This is a genomic window from Variovorax sp. 10N412, assembly GCF_056394985.1.
Map to the genome: position 1 here is coordinate 37,677 of NZ_JBFTIO010000013.1, position 26,733 is coordinate 64,409.

At 70.3% G+C, this 26,733-nt stretch carries 23 protein-coding genes; 8 read left to right on the forward strand and 15 right to left on the reverse strand.

Going from position 1 to position 26,733, the window contains the following annotated elements:
* Positions 1 to 2 precede the first annotated feature (2 nt).
* Together AC1DJH_RS24370 and AC1DJH_RS24375 are read right to left on the reverse strand one after the other, a co-directional pair.
* Positions 3 to 1,115, reverse strand: a complete 1,113-nt coding sequence (locus tag AC1DJH_RS24370) for a BMP family ABC transporter substrate-binding protein (RefSeq protein WP_478187442.1) — start codon at positions 1,113 to 1,115, stop codon at positions 3 to 5.
* Positions 1,116 to 1,223: 108 nt separating this feature from the next.
* Complete coding sequence (locus AC1DJH_RS24375; protein WP_478187443.1) at positions 1,224 to 2,783, reverse strand: sensor domain-containing diguanylate cyclase; 1,560 nt, start codon at positions 2,781 to 2,783, stop codon at positions 1,224 to 1,226.
* Between the two features lie 260 nt (positions 2,784 to 3,043).
* Here AC1DJH_RS24375 and AC1DJH_RS24380 point away from each other — a divergent pair, with 260 nt between their 5' ends.
* Positions 3,044 to 3,331: a hypothetical protein gene (locus tag AC1DJH_RS24380; protein WP_472123377.1), complete on the forward strand. Its 288-nt coding sequence runs from the start codon at positions 3,044 to 3,046 to the stop codon at positions 3,329 to 3,331.
* A gap of 7 nt (positions 3,332 to 3,338) precedes the next feature.
* Here the strand turns inward: AC1DJH_RS24380 and AC1DJH_RS24385 are convergent, their stop codons facing one another.
* From AC1DJH_RS24385 to AC1DJH_RS24420, 8 genes are all read right to left on the reverse strand, one after another.
* The gene (locus AC1DJH_RS24385; RefSeq protein ID WP_478187444.1) at positions 3,339 to 3,995 is read right to left on the reverse strand and encodes a hypothetical protein; all 657 of its coding nucleotides are present in this window, start codon (positions 3,993 to 3,995) and stop codon (positions 3,339 to 3,341) included.
* Positions 3,996 to 4,062: 67 nt separating this feature from the next.
* Positions 4,063 to 4,920 (reverse strand): helix-turn-helix transcriptional regulator, encoded by an 858-nt coding sequence (locus AC1DJH_RS24390; RefSeq protein ID WP_478187445.1) that lies wholly within the window; start codon positions 4,918 to 4,920, stop codon positions 4,063 to 4,065.
* 71 nt (positions 4,921 to 4,991) lie between these two features.
* Complete coding sequence (locus tag AC1DJH_RS24395) at positions 4,992 to 6,698, reverse strand: tannase/feruloyl esterase family alpha/beta hydrolase (RefSeq protein WP_478187446.1); 1,707 nt, start codon at positions 6,696 to 6,698, stop codon at positions 4,992 to 4,994.
* 2 nt (positions 6,699 to 6,700) lie between these two features.
* Positions 6,701 to 7,702 (reverse strand): Bug family tripartite tricarboxylate transporter substrate binding protein, encoded by a 1,002-nt coding sequence (locus AC1DJH_RS24400; protein ID WP_478187447.1) that lies wholly within the window; start codon positions 7,700 to 7,702, stop codon positions 6,701 to 6,703.
* Between the two features lie 49 nt (positions 7,703 to 7,751).
* Positions 7,752 to 8,561 (reverse strand): enoyl-CoA hydratase-related protein, encoded by an 810-nt coding sequence (locus AC1DJH_RS24405; RefSeq protein ID WP_435495421.1) that lies wholly within the window; start codon positions 8,559 to 8,561, stop codon positions 7,752 to 7,754.
* Positions 8,562 to 8,634: 73 nt separating this feature from the next.
* Entirely contained in the window at positions 8,635 to 10,515 is a 1,881-nt protein-coding gene (locus AC1DJH_RS24410; RefSeq protein WP_478187448.1) for an acyl-CoA synthetase, read from the reverse strand.
* Positions 10,516 to 10,617: 102 nt separating this feature from the next.
* Positions 10,618 to 11,442: an SDR family NAD(P)-dependent oxidoreductase gene (locus AC1DJH_RS24415; RefSeq protein ID WP_478187449.1), complete on the reverse strand. Its 825-nt coding sequence runs from the start codon at positions 11,440 to 11,442 to the stop codon at positions 10,618 to 10,620.
* A gap of 107 nt (positions 11,443 to 11,549) precedes the next feature.
* A complete protein-coding gene (locus tag AC1DJH_RS24420; RefSeq protein WP_478187450.1) occupies positions 11,550 to 12,497 on the reverse strand; it encodes a GlxA family transcriptional regulator in 948 nt (315 codons plus the stop codon).
* Positions 12,498 to 12,609: 112 nt separating this feature from the next.
* Between AC1DJH_RS24420 and AC1DJH_RS24425 the strand changes: the two genes are divergently transcribed.
* Entirely contained in the window at positions 12,610 to 13,167 is a 558-nt protein-coding gene (locus tag AC1DJH_RS24425; RefSeq protein WP_478187451.1) for an MOSC domain-containing protein, read from the forward strand.
* A gap of 127 nt (positions 13,168 to 13,294) precedes the next feature.
* The gene (locus AC1DJH_RS24430; RefSeq protein WP_478187452.1) at positions 13,295 to 14,554 is read left to right on the forward strand and encodes an MFS transporter; all 1,260 of its coding nucleotides are present in this window, start codon (positions 13,295 to 13,297) and stop codon (positions 14,552 to 14,554) included.
* Positions 14,555 to 14,586: 32 nt separating this feature from the next.
* Here AC1DJH_RS24430 and AC1DJH_RS24435 read toward each other — a convergent pair whose 3' ends face one another.
* The 3 genes from AC1DJH_RS24435 to AC1DJH_RS24445 form a co-directional block, all read right to left on the reverse strand.
* Complete coding sequence (locus AC1DJH_RS24435) at positions 14,587 to 17,022, reverse strand: penicillin acylase family protein (RefSeq protein WP_478187453.1); 2,436 nt, start codon at positions 17,020 to 17,022, stop codon at positions 14,587 to 14,589.
* Between the two features lie 63 nt (positions 17,023 to 17,085).
* A complete protein-coding gene (locus AC1DJH_RS24440; protein ID WP_478187454.1) occupies positions 17,086 to 17,889 on the reverse strand; it encodes a helix-turn-helix domain-containing protein in 804 nt (267 codons plus the stop codon).
* A complete protein-coding gene (locus tag AC1DJH_RS24445) occupies positions 17,855 to 18,895 on the reverse strand; it encodes a LysR substrate-binding domain-containing protein (RefSeq protein ID WP_478187455.1) in 1,041 nt (346 codons plus the stop codon). Before AC1DJH_RS24445 ends, AC1DJH_RS24440 begins: the two co-directional genes overlap by 35 nt.
* A gap of 116 nt (positions 18,896 to 19,011) precedes the next feature.
* Between AC1DJH_RS24445 and AC1DJH_RS24450 the strand changes: the two genes are divergently transcribed.
* Complete coding sequence (locus AC1DJH_RS24450) at positions 19,012 to 20,328, forward strand: MFS transporter (RefSeq protein WP_478187456.1); 1,317 nt, start codon at positions 19,012 to 19,014, stop codon at positions 20,326 to 20,328.
* Here AC1DJH_RS24450 and AC1DJH_RS24455 read toward each other — a convergent pair.
* Positions 20,289 to 21,350 (reverse strand): adenosine deaminase, encoded by a 1,062-nt coding sequence (locus AC1DJH_RS24455; protein WP_478187457.1) that lies wholly within the window; start codon positions 21,348 to 21,350, stop codon positions 20,289 to 20,291. The two genes, AC1DJH_RS24450 and AC1DJH_RS24455, sit on opposite strands and share 40 nt — an antisense overlap.
* A 199-nt stretch (positions 21,351 to 21,549) precedes the next feature.
* On the opposite strand from AC1DJH_RS24455, the gene AC1DJH_RS24460 reads away from it, so the two are divergent.
* A complete protein-coding gene (locus AC1DJH_RS24460) occupies positions 21,550 to 22,509 on the forward strand; it encodes a helix-turn-helix domain-containing protein (RefSeq protein ID WP_478187458.1) in 960 nt (319 codons plus the stop codon).
* Positions 22,510 to 22,555: 46 nt separating this feature from the next.
* Complete coding sequence (locus AC1DJH_RS24465; protein ID WP_472122783.1) at positions 22,556 to 23,098, forward strand: DsbA family protein; 543 nt, start codon at positions 22,556 to 22,558, stop codon at positions 23,096 to 23,098.
* 7 nt (positions 23,099 to 23,105) lie between these two features.
* Here AC1DJH_RS24465 and AC1DJH_RS24470 read toward each other — a convergent pair whose 3' ends face one another.
* Positions 23,106 to 24,020, reverse strand: a complete 915-nt coding sequence (locus AC1DJH_RS24470) for a LysR family transcriptional regulator (RefSeq protein WP_478187459.1) — start codon at positions 24,018 to 24,020, stop codon at positions 23,106 to 23,108.
* Between the two features lie 142 nt (positions 24,021 to 24,162).
* Here AC1DJH_RS24470 and AC1DJH_RS24475 point away from each other — a divergent pair, with 142 nt between their 5' ends.
* Complete coding sequence (locus AC1DJH_RS24475; RefSeq protein ID WP_478187460.1) at positions 24,163 to 25,152, forward strand: Bug family tripartite tricarboxylate transporter substrate binding protein; 990 nt, start codon at positions 24,163 to 24,165, stop codon at positions 25,150 to 25,152.
* Positions 25,152 to 26,708, forward strand: coding sequence for an amidase (locus AC1DJH_RS24480; RefSeq protein ID WP_478187461.1), 1,557 nt, complete (start codon positions 25,152 to 25,154; stop codon positions 26,706 to 26,708). Before AC1DJH_RS24475 ends, AC1DJH_RS24480 begins: the two co-directional genes overlap by 1 nt.
* The last annotated feature ends 25 nt before the right edge of the window (positions 26,709 to 26,733 follow it).

The following is a 26,733-nucleotide window of genomic DNA, read 5'->3' on the forward strand; positions in this document are numbered from 1 at the left end:
GCTTACCTGGTCGGGCCGGACACCCGCCCCTGCACGCCTTGCACGAGCCAGTTCATCTTCAGGATCTGCTCGTCGCCCAGCTGCGTGCCCTTGGCGATCGTGACGCGGCCTTCGTTGTCGCGCACGTCGCCGTTCACCGCGCGGAACGGCTGCAGCTTGCCGGTGGCGATGTCCTGCTGCCGCGCGAGCACCTCGTCCTGCACCGCCTTGGGCACGCGGGTGCCGAAGTCGCCGACGCGGATCATTCCTTCCTTCACGCCACCCCAGACGTTGCCGCTCTTCCAGCTGCCGTCGAGCACGGCCCTGGCACGCTGCGTGTAGTAGCCGCCCCATTGGTGGGTGACGGCGACGAGCTGCGCGTCGGGCGCGATCTTTCGCATGTCGGAGTGGTAGGCGATGGCCATCTTGCCGCGCTCCTGCGCCGCCGCCATCACGGCCGTGGAGCCGGTGTGGAAGGCGACCACGTCGGCGTTCTGGTTGAACAGCGCCATCGCCGCGTCGCGCTCCTTCGGCGGATCGAACCATTCGTTGAGCCACACCACGATCACCTTCGCGTCGGGGTTCACCGAGCGCATGCCGAGCGTGAACGCGTTGATGCCCTGCAGCACCTCGGGAATCGGGAAGCCCGCCACATAGCCGGCCACGTTGCTCTTCGTCATGCGGCCGGCCGCGATGCCCGCGAGGTAGCGGCCTTCGTAGTAGCGCGCGTTCGCGGTCGCCACATTGGGCGCGGTCTTGTAGCCGGTGACGGATTCGAACTTCACGTCGGGAAAGTCCTTCGCCACTTTCAGCGTCGGCTCCATGTAGCCGAAGCTCGGCGTGAAGATGAGGGTGTTGCCCTGCTGCGCGAGGTCGCGAATGACGCGCTCGGCATCGGCGCCCTCGGCCACGTTCTCGACATAGGTGGTCTTCACCCTGTCGCCCAGCGCCGTTGCGACGGCCTGGCGGCCCTCTTCATGCTGGCGTACCCAGCCGGCATCGGTGACGGGCGTGACGTAGACGAAGCCGATCTTCAGCGGCACCTTCGGCGGCTGCGGCGTCTGGGAAAAAGCGGGAGACAAACAGCAAGCGGCAACCCACGCCAGAACGGCGCGGCCCGCGAGGTTTTTGTACATGGTGGTCCTCTACATGGCCCCGGAAAAGCAAAAACCCGCAGCCGGCCGGGACGCCCTGCTGCGGGGGGAACGATTTTAAGCGGGCCCTTTCGACCCTCGATGCCCGGGCTACTCGGTTTCCGGCGACTGCAGGCTCGCGGAGATCTGGTATTCCACCCAGCCCCAGTAGTGGTCGAAGGTCGCGCCGTCCTCCATGGCCTTTTTCCAGCTGGAGCGGGCAAAGACGGGGTGCTCGTTCGCGGTGCCGTACTTGTCGCCCAGGTCGGCCGCGCTCAGGTCGATGTCGCCCGCGAAGGCGTCCAGCAAAACAAGCGTTTCGCTTGGCGCCGGGGTTTCGGCGGGCGTGGTGTCCAGCGGAATGGCGGCGTTGCGGCCCGCGAGCACCACGCAGTCACGGCCCCTTGCCTTGGCGCGCAGCAGCGCCATGTCCGCCTCCTTGAGCGACGTGCTCGCGTCGCGCGTGGCCGTCAATGGTGCGATGCCGATCGACAAGGTGAGCGGGATCGTTTCCGAATCGATGGAGAACAAATGGTCGGAGAAGGCCGCACGGATGGCTTCGGTGCAGGCATGCGCCTGCGCCAATGGCATCGCCTCGAAGACCAACCCGAACTCCTCGCCTCCCAGCCGCGCGATGGAGGCCGTGCCCGGGACCAGCGCGCTCAGCCGCCTGGCGACCTCCACCAGCGCGACGTCGCCCGCGTCGTGGCCGAAGCGGTCGTTGACCGATTTGAAATAGTCCAGGTCGACGATGGCCACGGCCCCTTGCGAGCCGCCCTGCACGGCCGCCTGCGCCGCCTGCAGCACGTCGTTGAAACGGCGGCGATTGGGCAGGCCGGTCAGGGGATCCGTCTCGGACAGGTCGACCAGGCGCCGGTTGAGCAGCGAGAGTTCGCGGTGCGCGGCGAGCAGGGCGTTCTCGCGCTGGACCAGCTCGGTCACGTCGGTCCACACGCAGGCGATGCCGCCCATGTCCCAGGCTTGCTCCTGGACCCGGTAGAAGCGCCCGGTGCGCGCGCGCATCGTGAGCAGGGCCTGGAGCGGGCCGGCGTCGGTGCTGCGGCACAGCTCGGCGAAGGCGTCGTCGCCACCGAAGATGTCCTCGAACTTCCGCCAGTAGGCGCCCTGCCCGGCGTCGCGCCGGTCGATGGACGGCACCCGCTCGATGAGGCCGAGGAAATGCTCCGAGAAGAACCGGGAGTTGACGTAGCGCAGGCTCCCCGCCGCGTCGTGAACGATCAGGCCCACATTGGCGACCTCCATCAGCCCCTGCAGCAGGTTGCCCTGCGTGCCGGGCGCCTTCTGCGCGGACACGTCGGTCCACATCTTGAGGCGGCCGCCCCCGGGCCGGGGAAACATGCGCATTTCGAGCCAGCGGCCGTCGGCGCGCTGGTATTGGAGCGGGCCCTCCTCGTGGGAATGCAGGTGCAGCGCGTTGCGTACGGCGTCGGCGCGCTCCTGCGGGGAGGCCTGGGGTTGCTGCACCGCCAGGAAGGGCTCCAGCGTCTCGAGGTAGGTGGTTCCGACCCGCAGAAAGGGCACCACCTCCGGAAAGAAGGCCAGGTAGCGCTCGTTCCAGAAGGTGACCTGCTCCGAAGCGTCGTAGCCGCACACGGCGCATCCGCCGTGCGCCATCAACGCCTGTGCAAGAAACTCTGAGTCGGAAACCATCTGATTTGTCAACGCCTGCCTGATTGAGTCTTGAGTGTGGCGAGATACGCCGCACCCGCCCGGTGAGGCGGCCGAATTGTTCCATGAATTTGCAAAATTGCTTACAAAGTGAGGCGTTTGATTGCGTCGCGGCGGCCCGGCGGCGAGACCGGGGCATCGACCTACTTCAATGTCGGCGCTTCGCTGTACGCGGCGGGCGCGGGGCCGCGCCAGCCTTGAAGGCCAGATCATTCCCTCAGAGAAAAAAGAAAGGCCAGCCCATGACCGCTGCTTCCACCGCCCTGCCTGCATCGATTGCCGACGACTCGATGACTCCGCTCGACATCTCCCAAGCCGTGCTGGAGGGTGAGGAAAACCCTAACGTCGCGCGACCGCTCAGCCTGAAGGAACAGGCCGCGCAGAGCGCGGCCAACGCCGACGATGGCGCCTTGGGCACGCGCGCTCGCCTGATGCGCGCGCTTCGCAGCCCCGCCGCGGCCTGGGGCGGTGCAGCGGTGACAGGGATTGCGCTGGCGCTGTTCTACGCGCGGCGCACCAACCGGATCTGAACCGGATCTAGGAAGCTGCCGGGTCGTGCGCGGCGTCGCCGTGCACGCCCATGCCCATTCCGAGGCCACCCCCGCCCCCCTCGCCGCCCTTTCCGGCGCCGCCCCCCCTGGACCCGCCCGCGCCTTCGCGCGCAGGCGTTCCCTTGGCACGGACCGGCCCCTGCTTGGGAATGCCGAGCTCGGGCGGAATCGGGTCGAGGTCGAGCACGTCGCGAATGAAGAGGCGCAGCGACACCACCAGTTCAGCCGTTTCCACGGGCCGTCCCGCCACCATGTCGTTGGCCGCGCTGGCGGCAAGGCGCACCTGCGTCTCGGTGCCCAGCAGGATCACGTCGGACAGCGCCGCCTCGACCGTGTCCCGAGTGCGCCGGCGCCGGTCCGACGCGGCAAGGGCGGCCGCCTCGGCGCCTTCGCGCGTGCGCAGCTCGCGCAGGTGGCTGGGGTCCACCGACAGGTCCCCGGTGAAAGAGCCACCCAGCACCTTGTAGGCAGCGATGAGCGTCTTGAGCCGCTCGTTGATCTGGCGGTTCGCACGCTCGCGCCGTTGCTGCACGCCGTGCATCACGGCGAGGCGGATGCCCACGGCCACCAGGGAGACGACGACCAGGCCGAGCAGCGTGGTCAGCAGGCCTTGCCAGGAACTGAAGTCGAGTGAATTGCGCATGGTCCCGAACGATCATAGGCGCGCATGCGCCGGGCAACCCCCGGCGCTCGCAACCCGCGCCGCGGTCCTACACGGCCGCGGGCGCGGCCGCCACCTCGGCCAGCGCCCTGGCGAACAGTTCGTTGCGGTGGTGCAGCCCCATGCGTTCGAAGGCGCGGTTGCGGTAGGTCTTCACCGTGCCGGCGGAAATGCCGAGGTCGGCGGCGATGCCGTCGTAGGTCCAGCCGCGCAGCAGCCGCTGGCACACCTCGCGCTCGCGGCGCGGCAGGTCGGCCAGCGCGGCGGGTTCGGGGTTGAGCGTGACGGCATCGCCACCCTGCATTTCTCCCGCGTGCTGCGGCGCCGTGAGCCGCAGGTGCAGTTGCACCGTGGCCAGCAGCGGCGGCGCCAGGCTGCACAGCAGGTCGACCTCGTCGTCACGGAACGACGGCTGTTCCATGCCACGGTAGAGGTTCACCGCCAACACGCCGCCTGCACCGCCGCCGCCGAGCGCATCGCCCGCCACCAGCGACACGCGCTCGCGCAGGCCGTGGCGGATGTAGATGGCCTTGCGGTGCTCCAGCGGAATTTCGCGCGCATGCCAGCGCGTGACCACGGCGTCGCCGCCCTCGGTGACCTCGCGGGCCGCGAGAAAGGTGCGGTCCCGGCTGTAGAGGCCCTGGCGGTACACGCGCCACGAATCGCGCGTGCCGTCGGCGATGCCGAAGGCGCCGCCGCCGTAGCTCTGCGGCGGCGCATCGGGAAACAGCTTGTAGATCGACATCCAGCACATCGGCAGCATGCGGTTGAGCTCGATCAGCGCCTTGGCGCTGAAATCGGGCTGGCCGGTGCAGCCGATGACGCCGGCCAGCGCCAGGCTCGCGCGCTCCGACGCGGTCGCGAGGGGGGCCGGCGCGGGTCGGTGCTTGAGGGGTATCAGGTCCATGGGGCCAAGCTAGCGCGTGCCGCGCGTTCTTCCATCGGGATTGACCCTGTTCCAGCCTGTTCCGGTGGCCCTCAACGGCAACTGAAACTGGCCGCGTCCTCGATGCTGCCGCTGCCGTTGTAGCGCGACTGCTTCGGCCATGCGCACAACGGACGCGTGCGGCCCGGCGTGGTCACATCGCGGTTCTCGGGCCGGGCGCGCGCCACGATGCGCTCGGGCGGCTGGCCCTTCTCGACCCAGTTCACCAGCGCGCCCAGGCCGTCGTACTGGTCGGTGGACGGGCCGCCCGCGCAGTGCGCCATGTTGGGCACGGTGAACAGGCGGGCCATGGCGTCGGTCCTGTCACCGTAGCGCTCGCGCAGCTGGCCGAGGTAGCGCACCGTGTCCTTCACCGAGAACACCGGGTCGCTCACGCCGTGGAAGAAGAGCATCTTTCCGCCGTGCCGCGCAAAGGCGTCGACGTTCGGCGAATCGGGCACCTCCCACTGAATGGCCGACTGCGTGAAGGTGGCGTTCGACGCACGCACCTTGGCGCTGTCGCGTGCCACGTCGTAACCCAGCGCATGGCCGTAGAAATCGGCCGTGACCGTGGGCGGCGTGCTGAAGACCATGGCCAGCGCGCCGGTCATGAGCGTGATGTTGCGCGCATTGGGCACGGCGCCGGGCGCGTCGCCGAACTTCCAGCGCGTCCACTCCTGCGAGTGCAGGCCGGCGTCGAAGGTCCAGTCGCTGTAGATCGGGCGGCCGTCCGCGTCCTTCGGGCCCGCGAAGGACTTCGCGAGCGCATCGACCTGCGTGCCGCTCAGGCACTGCGCGGTCTTGCCGCCGGTGCAGCGCAGCGCATCGGGCTTGAACTTGCAGGCGGGCCAGTTGTCGACGATGCCGTCCCGCAGGCCGTCGAGGGCGTCGCACTGGTTGAGCACCTCGGTCGTCACCAGCTTCATGTCGGCCGGCGAGAACGCGGCCGAGAGCACCGGGCGGCCGTTCACCAGGGGCGCATTTTCAGCGGCGGCCCTGGCGTAGAGCTGCGTGTCGTACACCGCCTGCACCGAGGCCAGCGGCACGCGGTAGGCCGGCGCGGAGGCGATCACGCCGTCGAACATGTCGGGGTAGCGCTGCGCCATCATCATGGCCTGCCGCCCGCCGTTGGAGCAGCCCACGAAATAGGAATGCTCGGGCGCCTTCGCGTAGTGCGCGGCAATCAGCGCCTTGGCCACGAGGCCGGTCTGCGCCATCGAGTTGTAGCCGTTGTCCAGCCGCGCCTGCGGATCGAGGCCGAAGCGGTACGGGCCGTCGGGACCGGGCTCGTCGATGTGGCCCGTGTCCGTGAACACCACCGCATAACCCTGAAGCAAGGCGTTGCTCGTGTTGCCGCCGCCGGTGAGCTGGCCGACCGCGTCGCGCAAGGTGCCGTCGGTGCCGCCGCCGCCCTGGAAGAAGAAGCGGCCGTTCCAGGCCGCGGGCATGCGCAGGTCGAAGCCGATGGCGTAGGGCTTGCCGTCGATGCCGGTGCGCTCATTGATCTTGCCCTGCACATGGCAATGCGCGGGCACCGGCGCCGTGGAACCGGGCGCGCCGGGCTGCACGCCGGTGAGCTGGATGGCGCCCGCGGGCACCGTCTCGCTGAGCGTGAGGCGGGTGCCCGTTGGCACGGCGGCGGCCAGCCGTGCGCACGCCAGCGGCGCGTTCGATGCGCCCGTGGATGCGGACCCACCCGTGTCGATGCCCGAGCAACCCGCTACCAGCAGCACACCGGCCGCGAGAAGGTGCGCTCGCATGCTCAGTCTCCCTTGAAGCCGGTGGCCGCCACCACCTTCTGCCAGCGCACGGTCTCGGTGGCGATCATGCGGCGCGTGTCCGCCGCGCTGGTGCCCGCGATGCTGAAGCCGGCCTCCTCCAGCCGGCGGCGCACCTCGGGCGACTGCACGGCCGCCACCACCTGCACGTTGAGCTTGTCGATCACCGCCTGCGGCGTGCCCACGGGCACGAACAGCGCGAACCACGCCGAGAAATCGGCCTTGGGAAAGCCCGATTCGGTGAACGTGGGCACCGCCGGCAGCAGCGGCGAACGCTGCGGCGCGGTGGTGGCCAGCGCGCGCATCTTCTCGCCCTTGACCTGCGCCATGGCCAGCGCGGTGGACACGAAAGCCGCCTGCACGTCGCCCGCGATGATGGCCGTCACCGCATCGCCGGTCGCGCGAAAGTGCACCGGCTCCACCTTGAAGCCGCCCTGCTCCGCGAACATCTCGGCGCCGAAATGGCCGGGCGTGCCCGCGCCGAAGGTGCCGAAGTTGACCTTGTCCTTGTCCGCCTTGGCCATCTTCACGAAATCGGCCACCGTCTTCGCGGGCGACGAGTTGGGCACCACCAGGATGAAGTCCGTGCGCACAACCTCCGACACCGGCACCAGTTCGCGCGCCGGGTCGTAGGGCAGCTTGGAGAACGCGGCCGGCGCGATGCTGATGGCGCTCACGTCGGCAATGAGCAGCGTGTAGCCGTCGGCCGAGCTCTTGGCGACGAACTGCGCGGCGATCTGCCCGCCCGCGCCGGCGCGGTTCTCGATGACCATCGGCTGGCCGATGGTCTCGCCCAGCCGCTGGCCGAGCACGCGCGTGAGCACGTCGGGACCGGTGCCGGGCGCAAAGCCGACGGTCAGGCGCACCGAACGCGACGGGTAGGCCTGCGCGGTCTGGGCAAGGGCGAGCGGTGGGCAGGCCAGCGCCAGGGACGCCGCGGCGCCCGCGGTGAGGCACGCTCTTCTGGACATCTGCTTGGGGTTCATCGGTTTGTCTCCGTTGGTTCTTGAATCGAATGTGCTCGAAGGGCCGGGCTCACCGGCCCTTGTAGTCGGGGCTGCGCTTTTCCATGAAGGCGCGCGGCCCTTCGCGTGCGTCGGCGCTGGCGAACACGGCCTTCTTCGCACGGTCTTCGAGCCGGTAGCCGACATCGAGCGGCACGCCGTTGGCTTCCATCACCGTCTGCTTCACGGCCTGCACCGCGAGCGGTCCGTTGGCGGCGATCTGCTGCGCGATCTCGTTCGCCTTGGCCATGAGCCGGTCCGCAGGAACCACGTGGTTGACCAGCCCGCACTGCAAGGCGGCCTCGGCGTTCATGGGCCTTCCGGTGAGCATGAACTCCATCGCCCGCGCATGCCCGATCTGCCGCGGCAGCCGCACCATCGAGCCCGCGAAGGGAATCAGCGCGCGCTGCACTTCGGGCAGCCCGAAGCTCGCATGCGCGGCGGCAATGCGGATATCGGTACCCAGCATGGTCTCGAAGCCCGCGGCCATGCAGGCGCCGTTGATGGCCGCGATCACCGGCTTGTGCAGCGCGAAGTCACGCAGCGACGAGGCCGCCAGCACCAGCGGGTCGGCGAGCATGCGGTGCTCGAAGGCATCGGCCGGCGCGCGGTCGCCGGTCATCAGCGGCAGCGTGGTCGCCAGGTCGCCGCCCGCGCAGAAGGCCAGCTCGCCCGCACCGGTGAGGATCGCCACGCGCAGGGCCGCGTCGGCGCGAAAGTCGACGAAGGCGTCGGCCAGCAGGCACAGCATGCGCGGCGTGAGCGCGTTGCGCGCCTGCGGCCGGTCGAGCGTGATGGTGGCGACATGGCCGTTCTTCTCATAGCGGATGTCATCGTTCATTCGACGACCTCCGCGCCGCGCGCTGCGGTGCACTCTTCGACGCGCTCTTGCTCGGGGCGGCCCGGCGCGGCGCTCATGCCTCGGCTCCTTCGGCGGTGCCGACACGGCAGTTCAACGCGAACACACCGAGCAGCCTGCGCACCTGCGCGGCGGTGCCGGGGTCGTCGCCGGCGAGCGTGCAATGCACCACCAGCCCCTTGCCCTCGGCGCGCACGTCGACGTGCACCTTCGACGCCAGCGCGCTGCGCGCGAGCCGGTCTTCCACCACCCAGCGGATCGCCATGGCGCGCAGCGTGGGCTTGTAGAGCTTGCCGATCGCGGTGACGGGCAGCGCGTCGAGGATGAAGATGGCTTTCGGAAACGCGGGCCGCTCGGGAATGCGCGCCTGCGCGAACGCGGCCAGCTGCTCGCTGCCGACCGTGCGGCCCGGTCGCAGCGACACATAGGCCACCGGCACCTCGCCCGCGTATTCGTCGGGCGCGCCGACAGCCGCGGCCAGCAGCACGTCGGGGTGGGCCATGAGCGCGTCCTCGATCACCACGGGGTCGATGTTGTGGCTGCTGCGGATGATCAGGTCCTTCGAGCGCCCGGTCACGAACACCCGCCCCTGCGCATCGATGCGGCCGACGTCGCCGGTCACCAGCCAGCCGCCCTCGGCGAGCACGCCGGCGTTGTTGTCCGCATCGGTGTAGCCCGGCCCCACGTTCGGGCCTTGTATCTGCAGGATGCCCTCTTCACCTTCCTCGCCAGTCGCCAGCGGCGCGCCGGTTTCATCGGCCACGCGCACGCGGGTGAACGGCAGCGGCCAGCCGACCGAGCCCGCCACGCGCGGCGCGCCCGCCGGCTCGATGGCGATCACGCCGCCGCACTCGGTCATGCCCAGGATGTTGCGCACCGCAATGCCGAGCCGCTGCTCGAAGGCCTCGGCCAGGTCCGACGGCAGCGGCGAGCCGCCCGTGAGCAGGCAGCGCACGCGCGACAGGTCTTCGCCGTTGCGCGGCACGCCCAGCAGCGTGGACATCACGGTCGGCACCGCCGCCAGCAGCGTGACGCGGTGCAGCGCCACGAACTGCCAGTAGGCCTGCATGAAGGCCGTGTTGCGCAGGCCCAGCAGCGTGGGCAGCACCACCTCGCCGCCCGAAAGCAGGGTCGACAGGCCGTAGACGAAGGAGCCCGCCACATGGAACAGCGGGAAACCGTTGAGCACCACGTCGTGCTCCGTGGTGCCGTACATGCGCGCCGCGCCCCACGCCGCATGCAGCTGGTTGCCGTGCGTGTGCTGCGCGAGCTTGGGCCGGCCGGTGGTGCCGCCGGTGTGGAACAGCGCGGCGATGCGGCGGGCATCGGGTTGGCGCGTGCGCTGCAGCGGCGCGTCCGAGTGGGAGGCCAGCAGCGCATCGAAGTCGAGCGTTCCTTGCGCCCCTGCCGCACCTTCCGCACCTTCCGCTCCTCCGACCGCGATCACATGCGCCAGCGACCTGCAGCGGTTGCGCAGGCCGGGCACGCGGCGCCAGATGTCCAGCTCGGGGTTCGGCCCCAGCGCGACCAGCACGTTGACCTGCGCGGCGTCGATCAGCTCGGCGATGTGCTCCTCGCCCAGCAGGTAGTTGATGGGGCAGGCCACGCCGGCCGCCTCGGCGCCCCACAGCGTGAAGTAGGCCTCGGGAATGGCGGGCAGCAGGAAGGCGACCCGAGGCTCGGCGTCGCCGCACAGCGCGGTGAACGCACGGGCCGCGCGGCGCACCTGCGCCACCAGTTCCGCGTGCGTCCAGCGCGCGGGCGGCACCGAGGGGTCGGCGCTGCGGATGTAGGTGATGGCGGCCCGCTCGGGGTGCCGCCGCGCCGCGTCCTCCAGCGCATCGAGCACATCCGCATGCGGCATGAAGTCCGCATAGGGTGCATGTTCGATCCGCCGGATGTCTTCCAGGCTGCCGATGCCAGTTGCTGCTCTCAAACGCGCGCTCCCAAGTCAGGGGTGACCCGTTGCCGGGCAAATGTCTGACGGGAGCGTAAGCAGGCGGCGACGCGGCGTCTGTCCGCCGCGATGGGGACAGGCTTACCCTGGGACGGCCACGCCTGCGCTCGCACGCACGCCGTAGCGCGCCGCGGGCGCGGTGCTCGACAGCCGTGCCGACATCGCGCGGCGCGCCGCCTCGAAGGCGTTCCACTCGCCCTGGTCCGGCAGCGCGGGAATCGTGACCTGCTCGCCCAGGTCGAGCCCCGCGAGCGCCGCGTCGACCATGTTCTCGGCCGTCATCACGATCTCGCTCGGCAGGTGCTGCACCGGCAGGCCGGCGATGCCCCAGAACTCGGTGGCCGTGGCGCCCGGCAGCACCGCCTGCACGCGCACGCCCTTGCCGGCCAGCTCGTGCTGCAGCGACTGGCTCAGTGCCAGCACGAAGGCCTTGCTGCCGCCGTACACGCCGTTGAGCGTTTCGGGCGAGACGGCCACGGTGGAGGCGATGTTCACCAGCGTGCCCGCGCCGCGCGCCACGAAGCCCGGCACCGCCGCATACGTGAGCCGCGTGAGCACGTTCACGTTGAGCGCGATCATGTCTTCCATCTTGTCGATGTCGGACGCGAGCAGCGGTGCGGTGGCGCCCACGCCGGCGTTGTTCACCAGCAGCGTGATGTCGCTGCGCGTGCGCAGCACGGCCTCGACGCGCGCGATGTCGCCCTTGTTCGTGAGGTCCGCGGGCAGGACCTCGACCTTGCGCCCGGTCTCGCCCGCGAGCCGGTCCGCCAGCGCGCCCAGGCGTTCGCGGTTGCGCGCCACCAGGACCAGGTCGTAGCCGCGGCGTGCCAGGCGGTCGGCGTACACGGCGCCAATGCCCGACGATGCGCCGGTGATGAGGGCGGTGCCCTTTGTCGATGCAGTCATGAAAACTTCCTTTGTCGCCACACGGTGGTGCGGCCGTGGGGGAAGTTTCTTCCTTCGAGGCGATGGCGTAAATGTCATATAAGCCACCTTTCAGGACATCTGGCGTTTCAGGCCGCGGCACCCTGCAGGCGCGCCACGCGGCGCACGCTCTGCGGCGGCTGGCCCAGCGTGCGCAGGAAGGCGCGGCGCATGCGCTCGGGGTCGCCGAAGCCGGTCTCGAGCGCCACCACGCCCAGCGCGAGGCTGCCTTCGTCGATCAGCGCACGCGCAGCTTCCACGCGCAGGTTTTCCACGGCGTGCGCGGGCGACTGCCCCGTCTCGGCCTTGAAGGCGCGGCTGAACTGGCGCGGGCTCAGGTGCGCCACCTCGGCCAGTTCTTCCACCGACAGCGCGTCGCGCAGGTTGGCGCGCGCATGCACCAGCGTCTGCTGGATGCGGTCGGAGCGGGGTTCCAGCGCCAGCAGCGCCGAGTACTGCGACTGCCCGCCCGCGCGGCGGTGGTACACGACCAGTTTCTTCGCGATGAACCGCGCCGCCTCCACGCCCAGGTCTTCCTCCACCAGCGCCAGCACCAGGTCGATGCCCGCCGTCATGCCGGCGGAGGTCCACACCGGCCCGTCGTTGATGAAGATGCGGTCGGGCTGCACCTTGATTGCCGGATGGCGCGTCTGCAGCTCCTGCGCAAAGGCCCAGTGCGTGGTGGCGCGGCGCCCGTCGAGCAGCCCAGCGTCGGCCAGCCCGAAGGCGCCGGTGCAGATGCTGGCCACGCGGCGCGCGCGGCGCAGGGCCGCGCGCAGGAAGCGGCACATCTTCTCGGAGGTGGGCTCGATGGTGAGCGCGCCGGTCATCAGCAGCGTGTCGAACCTGGCCGCGGTGAAGCGCTTGCTGTCGGTCGACACGCCCGACGAGCTGGCCACGAGGCCGCCCTCTTCCGACAGCAACTCGACCTTGTAGAGGGTCTTGCCCGCATGCATGTTGGCCAGCTCGAACGCCGCGATGGCCGCAAGGTCGAGGATCTGGAAACCGGGGAAGACGAGCACGCCGATGCGTTTCATGGCCATGTCCTGAAAAGAGGGTTGTCTGTCATTCGGGACGAGAGGGTAAGCCTTGCCGCCCGACCGGGCCGGCGGCAGGGCCATGCGAAGCGGGCTTGCGCACAATGGCCGCATGCCCGATCTCCGCGAATTGACCCGCCAGTTTCCCCGCCCCGGCCGGCTCGACGCCGTGCTGCTGCGGCCCGCACGCCGTGCGCCCGTGCAATCGGTGGATGAAGCGGTCGCGCTCGAAGGCCGGGGCCTGCAGGGCGACCGCAGCAGCGGTGCGGCGCAGCCTGGCGGGCGCCGGCAGGTCACGCTGCTGCAGGCGGAGCACCTGCCGGTGATTGCAGCGATGTGCGCGCGGGCCGAGGTCGGGGCGGACGTGCTGCGCCGCAACCTGGTGGTGTCGGGCCTGAACCTGATCGCCGCGCGCTCGCTGTTTCGCGACCAGCCGCTGGTGCTGTGCATCGGCGCCGAGGTGCTGCTGGAAATCAGCGGACCGTGCGAACCCTGCTCGCGCATGGAAGAAGCGCTCGGGCCCGGCGGCTACAACGCGGTGCGCGGGCACGGCGGGCTGACGGCGCGGGTGCTGCGGGGCGGGCTCTTGCGGCGGGGAGATGCAGTGATGTGCCGGCCGGCTGAAGCGGCGGGCATGTCCATGGAGGGCGGCAGACCCACCGGAAATTGAACCGGATGTTCCCGCCTTCGCATCTGCGCCCTGGGTTGCAGACCGAGGCCCCCGCCCCCCGCGATGGGTGCCGCCGCCATCCGGCAGGCGCCAACCGGGCCGCCGCGTCACACAATGGCCGCTCCCCATGACGCACCCGACCCCCACGAACGCGCCCGCGGCTGAAGCCGCAGCGGCCACCACCCCTCACATCCACGCCCACATCCACTGGCAGCGCAACCTCGCGGTGTGCATGTTCGGCTCCTTCACCACCATCATCGCGATGACGCTGCTGCTGCCCTTCCTGCCGCTGTACGTCGAGCAGCTGGGCGTGAAGGACCATGCGGCCATCGTGCAGTGGTCGGGCGCGGCCTATGGCGCCACCTTTCTGAGTGCCGCGCTGGTGGCGCCGCTGTGGGGCCGGCTGGCCGACCGCTACGGGCGCAAGCCGATGCTCATCCGCGCGAGCCTGGGCATGTCGGTGGCCATGGCGCTGATCGGCCTGGCGGGCAACGTGTGGCAGCTCGTGGGGCTGCGGCTGCTGGCCGGCCTGCTGGGCGGCTATGCCTCGGGCTCGATGGTGCTTGTGGCTACGCAAACTCCCAAGGAGCGCACCGGCTGGGCGCTGGGCACCATGTCCTCGGCCATCATGGCGGGCAACCTCGTGGGGCCGCTGGTGGGCGGCGTGCTGCCGCCGCTCATCGGCATTCGCGCGACCTTCTTCGCGGCGGGCGCGATGATCTTCGTGGCCTTCCTGGCGACGGCCTTCCTCATTCGCGAGGACAGGAGGACGCCGGCCGGCAAGAAGCAGCCACACGCCGCCGACAGCGGCTGGGCCGCCGTTGCGGACAAGCGCCCGCTCGTCGCCATGCTGTTCACCGGCATGCTGCTGATGCTCGCCAACATGTCGATCGAGCCGATCATCACCGTGTACGTGGCCACGCTGGTCGACGACCCGAACCGCGTGACGATGATGGCGGGCCTGGTGATGTCGGCCGCCGCGCTCGGCAGCATTCTTTCGGCCTCGCGGCTGGGCAAGCTGGCCGACCGCGTAGGGCACTGGAACGTGATCGTCGGCTGCCTGGCGGTGTCGGCGCTGCTGCTGGTGCCGCAGGCCTTCGTCACGGCGGGCTGGCAGCTGGTGGTGCTGCGCTTCCTGATGGGGCTCTCGCTCGGCGGGCTGCTGCCGTGCATTGCCAGCGTGATCCGCCACAACGTGCCCGAGCGCGTGGCCGGCAACATGCTGGGCTACTCGACCTCGGCGCAGTACACCGGCCAGGTCGCGGGACCGTTGCTGGGCGGCTTGGTGGGCGGGCACATCGGCATGCGCGCCGTGTTCCTCGGCACCTGCGTGCTGATGGCCGCGGGCGCCGGGTGGAACTGGCTGGCCAAGCGGCGTCAACCTTAGCGAGATGGCGAGACAGCGGGCGGCGCGCGCAGCTACTCGCGGATCGTCACGCTGCGGTAGGCCGCGTCGGCCTCGATCTGCGCCTGCGAGAACGGCACGCGCAGCCACTGCCCCGCGCTGTAGGCGCGCGTGTAGTCGGCGTGGTGCGCCGAGGCGGGGTCGTCCGACAGCGAGAAAGTCAGGAAGGTGTGGGCCTCCACACCGCCCTGCGGGAACCGCACGATCTGCATGTAGCTGTTGCCGTTCGGGTTGCCGTCCATGCCGTAGCCGCCCCGGTCGAGGCGGTTTTCCGAACACACGATGGTGAAGTAGCCCTGGTCGTCGCAGCCGCCCGACAGCGGAATCTTCCGGCCGTTGCGCGTCACGAACAGGGTGTCGCCGCGCGGGGCGTCCAGCGCGTAGCCGCTCGCCTGCACGCGCAGCACCGCCGCTCCGAAGGCCTGGCGCAGGTCTTCGGCGGCCGATGCCCGAAGGCCGCGCGGCGTGCCGAGCGGGTCGCTCGCGCTGAAGGGGACGGCGTAGAGCCGGCCCGCGGGCAGCCGCTCGGCGCGCGCCCAGAACTCGTCCCACACGTGGGCGCCGCGCGCCGACGCCGTGCCGGTGTCGTTCCACGCCTTCAGCACCGCGCAGGCGGGGCCGGTGTCGACGCTGCGCGGCGGCGAGAACGCCTCGCCCGTCTGCGGGTCGGCCTTGACCGCGATGCGGCGCACGTTGCACACCATGGCCAGCGCGCGGGCCTTGAACAGCTCGGCGGTGTAGGCGCGGCTGTTCAGCGCAGCCCGCTTCACGCCGTCGACCGTTGCGCCGTTGCCCGCCAGCCCCTGCGCGAGCAGATGGCCCAGCCGCGTGCGGAAGGTCTGCGCATCGCTGCCGGTCGGCCCGAAGATGTCCGGGTAGCCCGTGAGCGGCGCCTTCGGGTTGGCGAGCCAGTGGCTGTCGTTCATGTTCGCGACGTAGTCGTCGCGCAGCAGGCCGGGCATGCGCGACGGGCCGACGGCGCCCTGCTGCACCGAGTCGGCATCGCTTTGCCAGTCGCAGGCGCTGCGCGAGCCGTCGAACACCGGCACGCGCGGCATCGCGGCGCCGAGGGCCTGGCCGGCGGGTGGGGTGCAGTCCTTCACCTGCGCGCCCGGCACGTTGGGCACCGCGCCGATGTCGGCGTACCAGGCCTGAGCGCTGCCGCGGCCCACGGCCACGGTGTTGACCCAGGGAATGGCGGCTTCTTCGCGCTGCACCGAAATCAGCTCGTCGAGCGACTTCGCCTGCCCCCAGCGCAGCCAGGTGCGGAAGGTGCGGTAGTTGTCGGCGTTGATGTCGCGGATGGCAAATGCCGTGGCCGCGTTCCAGGCCAGCGCCGGGTCGATCGCGCCCAGGTTCACCAGCGGTCCGTAGGCCGAGGTGTAGAGCGTGCGCGTCACGGGCTCGACCGCGCCCGAGGGCTGCTTCACCTGCACCGTGATGACGCGGGCCTGCATCTTCACCGGCCGGCCGTCGCGCAGGTAGCGGGTGGCGTCGCCGGGCGCGAGCTGCAACTGGTACAGACCGAAGCGCCGCGCCGCCGACACCGTGTGGCTCCACGCCACGTTCTCGTTGAAGCCGATGAGGATCACCGGCACACCCAGGAAAGACGTGCCGCTCACGTCGATCTGCCCCGGAATGGTGATCTGCGCCTGGTAGAAGCGGTCGGGCCCGCGCCAGTACCAGTGCGGGTTGCCGAACAGCAGCGGGCTCGCGTCGCCGGTGGCCGCGGTGCCGAAGCCGATCATGTTGCTGCCCACGCCGGCGGTGCCGCCGACTTCCATCGCCCACTGCCGCGGCGCCGTGTCGCTCAGGCCGTGCGACGCCACCTGGGCGCCGGGCGGCACCGCGGTCGCGATGTTGGCGACGAAGTTGCTGTAGCCCGCCGCCAGGTTGGTGGCGTACATGCGGCGGTAGATGTCGTGGGGAGTCACGGGCCGCACCCATGCCTCGTTGCGGCAGGCGTCGTGCGCATGGGCATCGGTTGTCAGGTCGCGCAGATAGCGGTTGTAGCCGGCGGCAAAACCTTCGACCAGGCGCTGGATGCTGGCGGGTTGCGCGCGGGCCATGGCATCGACGTGCTCGGCGTCGAGCACGTGCCTGTGGAAGAAATCGGCATCGATGTTCTTCGGCTGGCCGATGGTGCTCCTGGCCGGCACATGGGCCTCGGCGCCGAAGAACCGCGAGCGTTCCCCGCCGTAGCTAAGGAAGGCGTCGGCCAAGGTGCAGAGGTTGTCCTGCGCCTGCGCGTAGCCGTAGCCGTAGCCGGCACCGGCCCAGTCGTCGGCCTTGATGTGCGGCACGCCCATGGCGGTGCGGCGAATCTCGGCCTGGTAGGCGCCATGGGGCGCGGGCGCCGGACGATCCTCGATGCCCGCGCATGCCGCAAGGGCCAGGGCAATGGGCACGAGAGAGAGCGGCCGAAGGCCGCGCGAAAATTTGGCGCGCATGCCTGCTGACGTTCTGGCTGCGCTTTTGTTCAGGGCGACAGCGCCGCGGCCGGCGCCAAGGCCTCAGTGCAACGCGTGCTGACCCCACGCGCGGGAAGCCTGCGCATCCGCCGTCACGCGCACCTGGCTCGCCAGGAAGGACGGCGCCAAGCCGAAGTAGCGCTGGAAGGTCCGGCTCATGTGCGCCGCGTCGGTGAAGCCGCTGACCAGCGCCACGTCGGTCAGCGCGCGCTGCCCGGTGAACTGCTGCACCGTGCGGCGCACCTTGGTCCACAGCGCATAGCGCTTGACCGACACGCCCACCTGCCGGGCGAACAGGTGCGTCAGCCGGTCGGGCGACAGGCAGGCCACGGCCGCCAGCTCGCGCAGCGCGATCTGCCCCGCGTGCGCGCGAATGGCCCGCAGCACCCGTTCGATGCGCGGGTCGACGGGCGCCTCGCACTCGGGCCCTTCGGTGATGGCCTCGACCATCTTCGCGCTGAGCATCTGCAAGCGGTCGTCGGCCAGGGCGCCGCACTGCGCCGGCGCGAAATCGTCGCGCAGGCGGCCGAAGCGCCGCGCGTCCAGCGGCTGGATGCCGTGGCCGCCCATGCGCCTGGCGAGCATGCGGTAGGCGACGGAGGCCGGGTCGAGGTTGAGCGAAAGCAGCCCGCAGCCGTCGACGTCGAGCCGGCGCGACACGTGCGGCGCCACCAGCGCGGCGGTGCAGCGCACGCGCGTGCCGTCGACCGCCTCCAGGGTGAACGGGTGGCCGCTGACCGAGGCCAGCAAGGTGGCCGACGAGCGGGCCGTCAGGCCCGACTGGATCGCCGGCGTGATGTAGAGGAACCGGTCATCCCACAGATGCAGGAAGTTGTGCGTTGCCATGCGGTCTCGCTTCTGTCGTTGCTTTTGTCTTTGTCTCCAGCGGCGGATTCTCACGCATCGGCACCGCCACGGGCTGCACATGCTGGCGCACCGCCTCCAGCAGCAACGTGGCCAGCCGGCTGGCCGGCGCCTCGGCGCGCGCCTGCGCGCGGTACAACACGAGCGAGATCTGCGGCAGCGCCGGCAACGACAGCACCGAGCGGTCGAGCGTGCGCACATGCGAGGGCAGCCCGAACGGCGTGCGCACGGTCAGGCCCAGCCCGGCCGAGGTGGCGGCCCACAGCGCGGCCAGGCTGGCGCTGCCGAAGGCCCGGCGCCAGGGCAGGCCGGCGCGGTCGAGCGCGGCGATGACGATCTCGCGCAGCGGGCACGGGGCGTCGAGCATGACGAGCGGCAGCGGCTCCTTGCTCCGGGGCTGCCGCGCGCCGGGGCCGCGGTGCTCGCGCTCCGTCCACCAGGGGGCGTCGACCCGCTCGGGCGCCGTCGGGCCGATCCACAGGAGCGGCAGCTGCGCCACGCGCTCGGCATGCGGCGACAGCGGCTGGTCGCCCACGTCCCACGCCAGCGCCAGGTCGAGCTGGCCGAGCTCGAGCCGCTCGCGCAGCTCGCCGCTGCGCGCCACGCAGGCCTCGATGCGCACCTTGGGGTGGGCGCGCGCAAAACGGCCGAGCACGGCCGGCAGCAGCGTCTCGCCGAAGTCTTCCTGCAGGCCCAGCCGCACCCAGCCCTGCAGGTCGGCACCGCGCATGGCGGCGCCGGCCTCTTCGTTGAGTTCGAGCATGCGGTGCGCATAGGTCAGCAGCGTCTCGCCGGCATCGGTGAGCGCCAGGCCGCGCCCCTCCTTGCGGAACAGCACGGTGCCCGCCTGCGCCTCCAGCTTCTTCAGCTGCGCGCTCACGGCCGAGGTCGAGCGGCCCAGCCGGTCGGCCGCGCGCGCATAGCTGCCGAGCGCGATGCCGGTGGAGAAGGTGCGCAGCACGTCGAGATCGAACATCACCTGGCTCATGTCGTGTCCTTGGAGGGGCTTGGAGGGGCCCGTTTGATCGTCCTGATTTTCAGGACGATGAGCGCATTATTTTCTGATTTTCAAAAGCTTTGCACCAGCGGACACTGCACCGCAACATGACACATTCGCCCTCTTCCTCATCGCCGTCGCCGCGCCACCGCTGGAAGGTGCTGGCCGCCGGCGTGGCCGCCAACGCAGCGTTTTCCGTGGCCTTCAGCGGCATACCGATGACCGCCGTGCTCATGCGCACCGGCTACCGGCTCGACAACGCCACGCTCGGCCTGGTGCTGGGCCTCATGGGCCTGGGCATCGCGGTGAGCGAACTGCCCTGGGGCCTGCTGACCGACCGTTGGGGCGACCGGCCGGTGCTGCTCATGGGGCTGGGCAGCACGGCGCTGGCGCTGGTGGCGATGGCGCTGTGGGCCGCGCCGGTGGCGGGGCACATTCCGGGCCTGGGCTGGCTGGCCGCGGGGCTGCTGCTGGTGGGCCTGCTGGGCGGCAGCGTGAACGGTGCGAGCGGGCGGGCGGTGATGACGTGGTTCGACGCCAGCGAGCGCGGCCTGGCAATGAGCATCCGCCAGACGGCCGTGCCGATGGGCGGCGGCATCGGCGCGCTGGTGCTGCCCTTCGTGGCACTGCACTTCGGCTTCGCCGCGCTGTACGGCCTGCTGGCGCTGCTGTGCGTGCTGAGCGCGGCCATGAGCTGGGCCTGGGTGCACGAGCCGCCGGTCGCGCCCCGCACCGGCAAGACCGTGGAAGCCGCGGCGTCGAAGAGCGGTCCGCTGCGCGACGCACGCGTGTGGCGCATCGTGGCGGGCATCGGCATTCTCTGTGCGCCGCAGTTCGCGGTGCTGTCCTTCGGCACCGTGTTCCTGCACGACTTCGGCCATGCGGGGCTGGCGACGATCACCGCCACCATGGTCTTCACGCAGGTCGGTGCGATGGTGATGCGCGTGTGGAGCGGCCGCTGGACCGACCGCCGGCGCAACCGCCCCGCCTACCTGCGCGCCTGCAGCGCACTCAGCGTGCTGCTGTTCGCCGGGCTCGCGGTGCTGGTGCTGGCCGCGGGCCATGCGAACGGCAGCGCCGCCGATTCACAGGCGCTGCGCGTCGCGCTGGTCGTGCTTCTGGGGGTGAGCGGCGTGTGCGTGTCGGCCTGGCACGGCGTGGCCTACACCGAGCTGGCGACGCTGGCAGGCGCGGCACGTGCGGGCACCGCGCTGGGCATGGCCAACACCAGCGTGTTCCTGGTGTGCTTCGTCACGCCCTTTTCCATTCCCCACCTGCTGGCGCTGCAGGGCTGGGCGCTGGTGTGGCTCGCGGCGAGCGCGTGCGCGCTGGTGGCGATGCCGCTGCTGGTGCCGCGGCCCGTTGCCACGGACGTCTCTTCGGATCAGAAGCTCGCGAAGACCGCGTTCAGCCGGTCGACGTAAGACCGCTTGGCGGCCTCGTCGATGAAGCTGCCTTCGAAGCTGTTGGCCGCAAGCTGCCAGGCGTGCCGCACGCTCAGGCCGGTGGCAGCGAAGGTCTCGAGAAAATTCTGGTTCATGTAGCCGCCGAAGTAGGCCGGGTCGTCCGAGTTCACTGTGGCGACCAGGCCCGCGTCGAGCAGCGTTCCCAGGTTGTGCTGCGACAGGTCGGGGAACACGCAGAGCTTGAGGTTGGACAGCGGGCACACGGTGAGCGGAATGCGGTCTTGCGCGAGCCGCGCCATCAGCGCCGGGTCTTTTGCGCTCTGCACGCCGTGGTCGACGCGCTCGACCTTGAGCACGTCGAGCGCGCTCCACACGTATTCGGGCGGCCCCTCTTCGCCCGCATGCGCGACGAGGTGCAGGCCCAGCTCGCGGCAGCGCGCGAACACGCGCGCGAACTTTTCGGGCGGGTGGCCCACTTCGCTGGAGTCGAGCCCCACGCCGATGAACTTGGCGCGAAACGGCAGCGCCTGTTCCAGCGTCTCGAAGGCTTCTTCCTCGCTCAGGTGGCGCAGGAAGCACAGGATGAGCGAGGCGCTCACACCCAGCTTGGGCTGCGCATCGACGCAGGCGCGATGCAGGCCGTTGACCACCGTTTCCATCGGCACGCCGCGCGCGGTGTGCGTCTGCGGGTCGAAGAACATCTCGGTGTGCACCACGTGGTCGGCGGCGGCGCGTTCCAGGTAGGCCCAGGCCATGTCGTAGAAGTCCTGCTCCTTCAGCAGCACGCTGGCGCCGGCGTAGTAGATGTCCAGAAAGGTCTGCAGGTTGGTGAAGGCGTAGGCGCGGCGCAGCTCTTCGACGCTGGCATAGGGAATGCTTACACCGTTGCGTTGAGCGAGCGCGAAGATGAGCTCGGGTTCGAGCGAGCCTTCGATGTGCATGTGCAGCTCGGCCTTAGGCATGGCGCACAGCAATTCGGGCAGGCGGTCGGCGGCAATGCGGTCGAAGCGCTCGTCGTAGGCGGGACGGAAATCGGTCATGGTGGGGAACGTTGGAACGGACAGCGTGAGGGTGGCGAACAGCATAAAGGCTGTGGTCCCCTGCGGCATACACGAAACCTTACAGCTTCCATCGATGGCAAACCCGCATTTTCAACAAATCGGACAAAGCTTCTATCCATAATCGGCCGCAGCACCGCCAATCGGGTGCTCCACCACTCCTCATCCCGCCCGCCCTTTCATGCGCGCCGAAAGCAGCCCCGTCCCGACCCAAGGCCCGGCCTTTCAACCGGCTTTCCAGCCCGCGGGTGAACCCGCGCCCAAGGACGGGCTCGGCTGCTCGGCCGGTCACCTGAGCAAGGACAGGGACCTGTCGGCCAACGGCGTGCGCATCTACCGCAAAACGGTGGACACGCAGGAGCGTCAGCACGTGGAGACGGCCGCAAGCGGACGCGGCGTGCTCGTGGGCATTTCGCTGCGCGACGGCCACCGCCGGCGGGTGCTGCACACGCACCACGCCGAGTGCCACGACTTCCGCCAGGGCGACATCTACATCCGCGACTTCTGCGACCGCTACCGCGCGGACATGCACAGCGGCTTCGACTTCGTGCTGCTCGAGATCTCGCATCCGGCGCTGGAGCGCGCCATCGACGACAAGCCGGGCCCGCGCGCGGGCGGCCTCGCGGCGGTCACGGCCGTGCGGGACGAGGTGCTCGCCCACCTCGCGCTCGCGCTGGCGCCCGCGCTCGAACACCCCGCGCAGGCCAGCCTGCTGTTCGTCGACCAGGTCTGCCTCGCCATGACCAGCCACCTGGTCGATGCGCACGGCCACACGGCACCGGCCGCCGAGCCCCGCACCCAGCGGGTGCTGTCGCGCTCGCACGAGGCACGCGCCAAGGAAATGCTGCGCGACAAGATCGACGGCACCATTTCCATCGCCGAGATTGCGGACGCCTGCAACCTGTCGCGCAGCTACTTCATCCACGCCTTCCGCGAAACCACCGGCCAGACGCCGCACCAGTGGCTGATCGCGCAGCGGCTGGAGCGCGCGCAGACACTGCTGATGGACTTCGAGCGCCCGCTCGCGGACGTGGCCGCGGCCTGCGGCTTCGCGGACCAGAGCCACTTCACGCGCGTCTTCTCGCAGTACACGGGCACGCCGCCGGGCACCTGGCGGCGAAAGATGCGGGTCGAGCGGTAGACGGCCTTTCTCCCACCCACTCACTCTTTCACCCTGCGAGGCCTTGATGAGCGCACTGCCCCACGCGAACCCCCTCCTCGTGCCCGACCGGGCCACCGAGCACATCCTCGGGCCTGACGCGGCCCCGGTCACCATCATCGAGTTCGGCGACTTCGAATGCCCCTCGTGCCGGCAGGCGCACCCGGCCGTGCAGCTGCTGCTGTCGCATTTCGCGCACCAGGTGCGCTTCGTGTTCAGGCACTTTCCGCTGCGCGAGGTGCATCCGCACTCGGAGCTGGCGGCCGAAGCCTCCGAGGCGGCCGGTGCGCAAGGCAAGTTCTGGCCGTACGCCGAACTGCTGTTCAACCACCAGAGCCATCTGGACGCCAGCCACCTGGACACCTATGCGAAGCAGCTGGGCCTGGACATGCCGCGCTTCGACAACGAGCTGAAGGACAGCGTGTACCGCCAGCGCGTGCAGGAGCAGATGGAAATCGGGCGCCGGCTGACCGTGCGCGCCACCCCCGCCTTCTATGTGAACGGCACTTTCACGGATGTGTCTTTCGGGCTGCAGCAATTGCGCGACGCCGTCGAGCGCGCGCTGAAGTAGCAACGCTTCAACCGGTGGCCTTCACGGCCTCCACCAGGAAGCGCACGAAGGCCTTGCCCGCATCGGGCAGCGGCCGGCCGGCCATGGTCTCGATCTCGAGGTGGCGCTCGTTCATCTCGCGGTCTTTCAGGGGAATGGCCACCAGCGCCTTGCTCTGCAGCAGCGTGCGCATCGACAGCGCGCCATAGAAGGCGATGCTGCCGCCGCCGGCCGCCGCGAAGCTCAGCAGCGCATTCGCATGGTTGCTGGACATGGCCTGCGCATAGCGCAGCCCCTGCCGGGCGCAGCTGGCGTCGAGCAGGCGCCGTATCGAGCTGTCTTCCTGCGGCAGCCCCAGCGGGTAGGCCACCACCTGGCGCAGCGCCAGCTGCCGCTGCACCGCCAGCGGATGGTCCTTGGCCATCACGGCCAGGATGGCGCTGGGGTGCCGCAGCTCGATCTCGATGCCGGGCTCGGGCGCCGCGCTCAGGGTGATGCCCACGTCGGACTCGCCGTCGCGCACCCGCCTGGAGATGTCACCCGGCGAGCACACCTCCAGGTGGAAGCGGATGCCCTCGTGCTTGCGCCGGAAGCGCGCGATCAGCGTGGGAAGGAAGTCGAACGCGAAGCCCTCGGTGCTCGCCACGCGCACATGCCCGCTGCGCAGCCCGCGCAGGCCGGCGATGTCGTTGGCCACCCGCTCGATGTCGTGCTGCGCCCGCTTGGCGTGCGCGGCCAGCAGCTCGCCCGCGGCATTGGGCACCATGCCGCGCGCGTGGCGGTCGAACAGCAGCGTGTCGAGCTCGCGCTCCAGCCGCGCCACCTGCCGGCTCACGGCCGAGGGCGCGACGTTGAGCCTGAGCGCGGCGTCCTTCACGGAGCCGGTTTTCACGACCTCGAGAAAGTAGCGCACGGCGGTTTCCTGCAAGGCGCGAAGCGGCATGAAGTGTCCTGTGTGCGGGGTCTGGAGCGACCCGTGTCGATTGCCGATTCGGCAACGCAGGATTCTAAACATTGCGCTTGTGGCAGCTGCCTGCGGCTCCTAGGATGGCCTTGCACTTCCCTCGATTCCCAGGAGTTAACCGATGAACCGTCTCCCGCTCGTGGCTGGCATGGCACTGTTGTGCGGCCTTGAACTCGGCGCCGTGCCGCTGACCGCCGCTGCCGCCGAGACGGCCTTTCCCACGCGCCCTATCACGCTGGTCATTCCGTTTCCGCCCGGGGGCGCGACCGACGTCAACGGCCGCGTCATCGCGCAGCGGCTCGGCAAGGAGCTGGGCCAGCCCGTGGTCATCGAGAACCGCGCCGGCGCGGGCACCGTGATCGGCGCGAGCTACGTGTCGAAGGCGGCACCCGACGGCTACACGCTGCTGGTCAGCTCGGGCACCACATTCACCGTGAACCCCGCCATCCGCCCCAACCTGCCGTACGACCCGGTGAAGGGCTTCGACCCGATCGGCATCGCCGGGCGCACCGGCCTCATCCTGCTGGCCAACAGCGACGTGCCGGTCAAGACCGTGCAGCAGTTCGTCGACTACGTGAAGGCCTCGCCCGGCAAGTACTCGTACGGCTCCTTCGGCACCGGCACCACCGCGCAGTTCGCCGGCGAAAGCGTGCTGCATGCCGCCGGCCTGAAGATGACGCACGTGCCCTACAAGGGCAGCGCCCCGGCCATGACCGACCTGATGGGCGGGCAGATTCCGTTCAGCATCGACACCGTGAGCGCGGCGATTCCGCAGCTCAAGAGCGGCAAGATCAAGGCCATTGCGCTCACCACCGCCAAGCGCTCCGCGCTGCTGCCCAACGTGCCCACCATGGCCGAGAGCGGCTACCCCGGCATCGACATGGACACCTGGCTCGCGCTGGTGGCCCCCAAGGGCCTGCCCGCCGACGTGAAGGCAAAGCTCGAGAAGGCGCTGGCCGTGACCATTGCCGACCCCGACACGCGCGCCAAGCTGCTGGCCCAGGGCCTGGAGCCGGCCTACAGCAACGCCGCCGCGACGAGCGAGCTCATCAACCGGGAGCTGCCGGTGATGCGCGCCGTGGCGGCGCGCGCGAACATCACGGCCGACTGATGAACCCGACCGACACATCGCACCACTCCGGCGCAACGGGCACCGAGCTCGTCGAGCAATCCGCCGTCGAGTTGCGCCGCCTGATCGGCACCAAGCAGGTCTCGCCCGTCGAACTGCTGGAGGCCTGCATCGCGCGCATCGAGCGCGTGAACCCCTTCGTCAACGCGGTGACCGCCACCTGCTTCGAGCGTGCGCGCACCGAGGCCGCCGCCGCCGAAAGCGCCGTCATGCGCGGCGACACGCTCGGCCTGCTGCACGGCCTGCCGCTGGGTGTGAAGGACCTGGAACCCACCGAGGGCCTGCTCACGACCTGGGGCTCGGCCATCTACCGCGACCACGTGCCGACTGAGGACATCGAGCTCGTGGCGCGCCTGCGCCGCGCGGGCGCCATCGTGGCGGGCAAGACCAACGTGCCCGAGATGGGCGCCGGCGCCAACTCGCGCAACGAGGTGTGGGGCGCCACCGGCAACCCCTTCGACCCGAATCTCAACGCCGGGGGGTCGTCCGGCGGCTCGGCGGCCGCGCTGGCCTGCGACATGCTGCCGGTGTGCACCGGCTCGGACACCGGCGGGTCGCTGCGCATTCCGGCGGCCAAATGCGGCGTGGTGGGCTTTCGGCCGTCGCCCGGGGTCGTGCCCAGCGTGCGCAAGCCGCTGGGCTGGACGCCCATCTCGGTGGTCGGCCCCATGGGCCGCACCGTGGACGACGCGTGCCTGCAACTGGCCGCCTCCGCCGGCATGCACGCCGGCGACCCGCTCACCTATCCGCTGGACCCGCTGTCCTTCCTGGCGCCGGCGCACGTCGACCTGGCCACCCTGCGCGTGGCATGGACCGAAGACTTCGGCACCTGCGCCGTGGACGACGGCATCCGCGCCGCCTTCCGCCAGAAGATCGAGGCCATGCGGCACCTGTTCCGCCGCTGCGACAAGGTGGACTTCGACCTGGGCGAGGCGCACCGCTGCTTCGACGTGCTGCGCGCCGAGGCCTTCGTGGCCGGCATGCACGCGGCCTACGAGCGCGACCCCGACAGCCTGGGTGCGAACCCGCGCGCCAACTACGAGATGGGCGCGCGCATGAGCCTGCTCGACAGCGCCTGGGCGCAGGCCGAGCAGACGCGCCTGCTCAAGCGCTTCCAGGCCACCTTCGCCGACTACGACCTGGTGCTGTCGCCCACCACGCCGGTCACGCCCTTTCCCTGGACGCAGCCGTACGCCAGCCACATCAACGGCGAGCCGCAGGCCAACTACTACCGCTGGCTGGCGCTGACCTATGTGGTCACGCTGACCACCCACCCCGCCATTTCACTGCCCTGCGGGCTCGACCATGCGGGCATGCCGTTCGGGCTGCAGGTGGTGGGCGGCTTCAGGGCGGACCATCAGGTGCTGGGCGCGGCGCGGGCCATGGAAATGGCTTTCTCGACGCATGCGCAGTTGCGCCGTCCGCGGCCCGACCTGTCGGCGTTGCGCGCGGCCGAGCCCGCGCTGACGTCGATCGTCAGGACACCGCCGATCTACCAGGGCGCGGGCACGGCGGCGGCCGCTGTCTCGGCCGTTTGAACGCCGTCTGAAGGCCGTCTGAAGG